This window comes from Streptomyces sp. 8L (assembly GCF_020176795.1).
Lineage (GTDB): Bacteria > Actinomycetota > Actinomycetes > Streptomycetales > Streptomycetaceae > Streptomyces.
In genome coordinates this window covers 1-5286 of record NZ_JAIUKE010000641.1, presented here as the reverse complement: position 1 = coordinate 5286, position 5286 = coordinate 1, and the positions used below count along the sequence as shown (strand labels likewise).

Annotated in this window: 6 protein-coding genes and 1 pseudogene; 5 read left to right on the top strand and 2 right to left on the bottom strand. The window is 72.6% G+C overall.

Translation table 11 applies throughout. From position 1 onward, the window contains the following. The first annotated feature begins 116 nt into the window (after nt 1–116). Nucleotides 117–572 (top strand): tellurite resistance TerB family protein, encoded by a 456-nt coding sequence (locus LCE31_RS36295; protein ID WP_225022171.1) that lies wholly within the window; start codon nt 117–119, stop codon nt 570–572. A 211-nt stretch (nt 573–783) separates the two neighbouring features. Continuing rightward, complete coding sequence (locus LCE31_RS36290) at nt 784–1554, top strand: MgtC/SapB family protein (protein WP_225022170.1); 771 nt, start codon at nt 784–786, stop codon at nt 1552–1554. Nucleotides 1555–1594: 40 nt separating this feature from the next. Here the strand turns inward: LCE31_RS36290 and LCE31_RS36285 are convergent, their stop codons facing one another. Then, nucleotides 1595–2449, bottom strand: a complete 855-nt coding sequence (locus LCE31_RS36285; protein WP_225022169.1) for an SRPBCC family protein — start codon at nt 2447–2449, stop codon at nt 1595–1597. 211 nt (nt 2450–2660) lie between these two features. On the opposite strand from LCE31_RS36285, the pseudogene LCE31_RS36280 reads away from it, so the two are divergent. The 3 genes and pseudogenes from LCE31_RS36280 to LCE31_RS36270 all read left to right on the top strand — a co-directional run. Further along, nucleotides 2661–3050: pseudogene (locus tag LCE31_RS36280) on the top strand (hypothetical protein); the annotation flags it as partial. Nucleotides 3051–3246: 196 nt separating this feature from the next. After that, nucleotides 3247–3624: a VOC family protein gene (locus tag LCE31_RS36275; RefSeq protein WP_225022168.1), complete on the top strand. Its 378-nt coding sequence runs from the start codon at nt 3247–3249 to the stop codon at nt 3622–3624. 247 nt (nt 3625–3871) lie between these two features. Further along, a complete protein-coding gene (locus tag LCE31_RS36270; protein ID WP_225022167.1) occupies nt 3872–4228 on the top strand; it encodes a PRC-barrel domain-containing protein in 357 nt (118 codons plus the stop codon). A 69-nt stretch (nt 4229–4297) separates the two neighbouring features. On the opposite strand, the gene LCE31_RS36265 is transcribed toward LCE31_RS36270, so the two are convergent. Then, nucleotides 4298–5194 carry a formylglycine-generating enzyme family protein gene (locus LCE31_RS36265; protein ID WP_374118673.1) on the bottom strand — a complete coding sequence of 299 codons (897 nt, stop codon included), beginning with the start codon at nt 5192–5194 and terminating at the stop codon, nt 4298–4300. Between the last annotated feature and the right edge of the window lie 92 nt (nt 5195–5286).

Genomic DNA, 5286 nt, shown 5'->3' with positions numbered 1-5286 from the left:
GCCGCGGGGCGGGTGGCCGCGGCACCACAGAACTTCCGTGCCGCGCCGGGCACCATCCGTACCGCCCGGCCGTTGTCACCAGTGCTCGACCCTGATCTACGAGGAGAGATGACGGCATGGCCCTGTGGGACCGTTTCAAGGAATCCGCCACGACGATGCAGACGCAGCTGACGGCGAAGAAGAACGACCTGAAGAGCGGGGCGTTCCGTGACGCGAGCATGGCGATGTGCGCCCTGGTGGCCGCGGCCGACGGCTCCGTCGACCCCTCCGAGCGCCAGCGGGTCGCGTCGCTGATCACCGCCAACGACGTGCTCCAGAACTTCCCGGCCGCCGACCTCCAGCGCCGCTTCAACGAGAACGTCGGCAAGCTCCAGGCCGATTTCGCCTTCGGCAAGGTGGGGGTGCTCCAGGAGATCGCCAAGGCGAAGAAGAAGCCGGTGGAGGCCCGTGCGGTGATCCAGATCGGCATCGTCATCGGCGGCGCTGACGGCGACTTCGACAAGTCGGAGCAGGCGGTGGTCCGCGAGGCGTGCTACGCGCTCGGCCTGCCGCCGCACGAGTTCGACCTCTGAGCCCGGGCCGCGGCCCGGCGGCGGCGGTTCCGGCCCGCCGGGCCCGCGCCTGACGGGCCGCCCGGCGCCCTCCCCGCACGCCGGGTCCCGTGTGCGGGGGAAAGCCGGTCCCGCGCGGTTCCTGTGGCGCGGACCCCGTCGTTCCGGGTCTGTCATACCCTCGTACCCGTTGTCCGTCCCGTCGCCGGGCGTCGGGTGAGGGAGGTTCTCGTTGCGTGCCTTGGCTGTTCCCCTGTTCGATCCCGCCGCAGGCCAGGGCGGCCGCCAGTTCGCCGAGCTGGCGCTCGCCCTGCTGCTGTCGACGCTGATCGGGGCCGAGCGCGCCCGGCAGCAGAAGAGCGCGGGCCTGCGGACGCACACGCTGGTCGGTGTGGGCAGCGCCCTGTTCATGGAGGTCTCGCAGCACGGCTTCAACGCGGTGCTCGGCCTCAGCAACGTGTCGTTCGACCCGTCGCGCGTCGCGGCGCAGATCGTGTCGGGCATCGGCTTCATCGGCGGCGGCCTCATCTTCGTACGGCGGGACGCGGTGCGCGGCCTGACGACGGCGGCCACGGTGTGGCTGACCTGTGCCGTGGGCATGGCGTGCGGCGGTGGACTGCCGCTGCTGGCCATAGGGGTGACGGGCGTGCACTTCCTGGTGGTCCAGGGCTACCCGTTCGCGACGCGGCGCATCCCCGCCCTGGCCACGCCCGAGGTGTCCCGGCTCCATCTGGCGTACCGGATCGGTACGGGCGTGCTGACGCGGGTTCTGGAGTTCACCGCGGAGCGGGGATTCCAGGTGGTGCAGGTCAGGGTGGACCGGGCGGCTCCGCCGCCGGGCGAGGACGGCGAGCCGCCGCGGAGCGTCGAAGCGGGCACCGCGCTCGTCTATGTCGACATCGAGGGCAGCGGCAGCGTGTCCGGGCTGGTCGCGGAGCTCTCGGAGTTCCAGGAGCTGCTGAGCGTCTCGTCACTGCGGGGCGAGGACGACGGGGGCGACTGACCTCGGGGCTCGGCCGCGAGGCCCATGCGCAGGCGGGATGTCAGCGCCCGCGCAGGCGCGCCGCCAGGTCCTCGATCCTGGTGTGCCAGGCGGCGAGCGCGGCGTCCGTGTCGAAGGACTTGGGTCCCGTCTGGGTGAGGACGAGCCGGGCACCGTAGCCCGTGCCCTCGCGCAGGTCCCAGGTGACGGTGCCGCCGTCGGTCCACTCGTAGCTCAGGAAGTGCGGCGGTCGCACCTCGGTGACGTGCCCGGCCGGTACGTCGCGGTCGGTGAAGCCGACCGGGACAGGCAGCCCCGGCACCGGCTCGATGCCCCCCGCCAGCGTCTCCCAGACCCGCTCGGCGGCGCCGACGAGCTGCCGTTCGAAACGCACGGTCCTGGTGTCGCCGACCGCCGTGACCGTGCCCCGGTCCAGGCCGAAGAGGTGTACGTACGCGTCATGGCTCTCGCCCCCGTCGCGGCGCTGCTCCACCGGGCCGCCGTCGAGCAGCCGGCCGAGCGCGGCCATGCACAGGTCCCATCCGGCGGCGAAGCTGGGTGCGCCCGCCCGGTCGTCGAAGGTGTGCTCCAGCGTGAGCCGTGAGCCTTCGCCGTCCGCGGTGACGGTCCAGGACAGGTGGTCGGCACCCCAGTTGAACGCGAAGAGGCGCCGCGGCGCGACCGCGGTGACGGTACCGGTGGTCAGGGGCACCTCGCTGACCGGGGCGCCGAAGGCGATCGTGCCACCGGGGCGCGGGTCCAGGTCGACCTGGAAGGGAAACCACTGGGACAGAGCCGCCGGTTCGGTGAGCGCCGCCCACACCGCGCTCGGCGGCTGCGGGTAGTCCCGTGCCATGGTCAGGACGTTGCGCCCGTCGGCGACGGTGAGGGCGTCCGCGTTCCGGTGTGCGTTCATGGCGGCCCATCCTGCCAGGGTTGCCCGGTCTTTCAGCCAGTTGACGACGCCGGGCCGGACGGAAACTGGCCGGAATCACGTGGTGACAGCGCGTCAGCATCGTTCGCATAATGGCGTGACCGCGCGATGGGGCGATCACGTTCGTCTCTGCTCTCCCGGATATCGCCCCCACGGCCAACCGACCCCGACGGACGGCGCAAGGAGAGCGGCCGTGCATGACGAATTCCTGTGCCATGTCACCGCCTACGGTGTGTGCGGCGGGCAGCGCGTCGGTGTCCCGCTCGGCACCTACCGGGCCCCCACCCTGGCGCTCGCCCTGTGGTGGCTGCGCGACCGCGCCACCTGGATCGCGGAGCGCCTCGACCCGACCCCGGACGGCGGCGGCATCCCCGCTCACGCGCTCGCGCCGGTCGGCGCCGATGTACCGGACGTACCGGGCACCCTGCGGGCCTGGCGAGACGACGCCGAGCACCAGGAGATGATCGCGGAACACCTGGCGCACGGGCGGCTGATCCGGGTGGCGACGCACGACGACACCACCGAGTACGAGCTGCTCGCCGAGTCGGTGGACGCACTGCGGATGGAGCGTGCGGCGCCGGTTCCGCTGGTGTCGGCCGTACCGCGCGCGGGGCGCCGTTTCCCGGTGCTCGCCGGCAGTGTGCCGGAGCCGTTCGGCGAGACCCTGTGGTTACGCCGCGTGGGTGCGTAGGCGGCGGCGCCGCGCGCGGGCGGGACGGATGAGTCCGACGGCCCGATACGGTCCCTCCTCGGCAGACCGACGACGAGAGGGGCATGTGATGCTCGGCGGATCACAGGCGTTCAGCGGCTTCGCGGTGGACGACATCGAGGCGGCCCGGCGCTTCTACGAGGACACTCTCGGGCTCGACGTGGCGGAGGAGAACGGCATGCTCACCCTGGAGTTCGCGGGCGGCACGCATGTCCTCGTCTATCCGAAGGAGCAGCACACGCCCGCGTCCTTCACCGTGTTGAACTTCCCGGTCGACGACATCGACGCGGCAGTGGACGAACTGGTGAGCCGGGGCGTGCGGATGGAGCGGTATCCGGGCATGCCGGCCGACGAGCGCGGTGTGATGCGCGAGGGCGGGCCGTACATCGCGTGGTTCACCGATCCGGCGGGCAATGTGCTGTCGGTGCTCCAGGACCGGCCCGCCTGATCCCGCCGGCGGGGGGGGAACGGCCGCCTTCGCCCGGTCGGGTGGGTACGCGCACAGGGTCCTGTCGGCGTCCCGGCCGCGTGCGCGCGGGTTTGATGGCCGACCGGTCGCCTCTCGGACGCGCGTGGGCCCGTCCTGGCGTTGCTCCGAACGGATGGCCACGCCGTGTCCGTGATCGGGCGTCCGCACCGGGTAGACGACAGACTGGTGACACGCAGGCACGACGGGTCAGAGAGGCGAGTGGACGATGTTCGAACCAGAGGACATCAGGGAGTGGCGGGACCATGACGTGGTGGACATCGGCAAGAAGAAGATCGGATCGCTTGAGGCCATCTATGTCGACACGGCGACCGACCTGCCCTCGTTCGCGACCGTGACGGTGGGGCTGCCGACCAAGCGGCGGCTGGTGTTCGTCCCGCTGGACAACGCGACCGTGGGGCCGGGCTATCTGAAGGTGACCGTGGACCGGAAGCTCGTGAAGGAGGCGCCCTCCATCGACGTCGACGGTGAGCTGCCCGCCGAGGACGAGCCGAAGGTGTTCGCGCACTACGGGATGGCGTACACCACGGGCGCGGGCGGGGAGCGGCGGCTCGGGCGGCGGTAGCCCGGAGCAGCCCGACGCCGGGCAGGGGCGGTGCGCGCGGGGAGGTCCGTACGGCCCCTGCCCGCCCGCTCAGGCGGCGACGGTGCGGAAGCCGCAGTTGGCCGCGGAGGAGTGCGGTGTGCTGCTGCTGCGCGCGGCGGTGCGGTAGCGGTTGCAGTACGAGTCGTGGCAGAGGTACGAGCCGCCGCGGGTCACCGCCACGGACCCGGTCGGGGGGCCCTGTGGATCGTGGACGGGCGAGCGTGCGTAGTAGGCGGGGTCGAACCAGTCCGCGCACCACTCCCACACGTTGCCCGCGGTGTCGTGGAGGCCGAACCCGCCCGCGGGGAAGGCGCCGACGGGCGAGGTGGCGCTCCAGCCGTCCTCCTCGGTGTTCTCGACGGGGAAGGTGCCGTGCCAGATGTTGCAGTGGTGCTCGCCGCCGGGTGTGAGGTCGTTCCCCCACGGGTAGCGCAGGGACTCCGCGCCGCCGCGGGCCGCGTACTCCCACTCGGCCTCGGTGGGCAGGCGCCGCCCCGCCCAGGCGCAGTAGGCCTCGGCGTCGCCCCTGCTGACCTGGACGACGGGGTGGTCGCCTCGGCCGTCGAGAGTGGCGAGGGGACCGTAGGGGCGGCGCCAGTCGGCTCCCCGCACGTCGATCCACCAGGGCGTCTTGGGGAAGACGGCGAGGACGTCCGCCGGTTCGGCGAGCAGGTGGAGCGCGAAGACGGCCGAGTGGCCGGCCTGTTCGGCCTCGGTCCGGTGGCCGGTGGCGGCGACGAAGGCGGCGAACGCGTCGTTGGTGACCGGCGTGGCATCGATGGCGTACGCGTCGAGGCGTACGGGGTGCACGGGCAGTTCGCCGTCGGCGGGATGGCCCTCCCCGAAGGAGTCTCCCATCAGGAACCGTCCCGCGGGGATGAGTGCCTGGGCGATCGGATGGCGGCCGGGCCCGGTGGGCGCGGCGGGAGCGGACGGGCGGGGCACCGGGGTTCCCGCCCGCTCGGAGGCCGTACGGTCCTTCGGTGCCGGGCCGGGCGCACCGCCGGACGAGGGGCGTGAGGAGGGGCCGGAGGAGG

Excerpts from the sequence above, each read along its gene's own strand:
- LCE31_RS36295 (WP_225022171.1), top strand. The coding sequence starts at position 117 with ATGGCCCTGTGGGACCGTTTCAAGGAATCCGCCACGACGATGCAGACG.
- LCE31_RS36285 (WP_225022169.1), bottom strand. The coding sequence starts at position 2,449 with ATGAACGCACACCGGAACGCGGACGCCCTCACCGTCGCCGACGGGCGC.
- LCE31_RS36275 (WP_225022168.1), top strand. The coding sequence starts at position 3,247 with ATGCTCGGCGGATCACAGGCGTTCAGCGGCTTCGCGGTGGACGACATC.
- LCE31_RS36270 (WP_225022167.1), top strand. The coding sequence starts at position 3,872 with ATGTTCGAACCAGAGGACATCAGGGAGTGGCGGGACCATGACGTGGTG.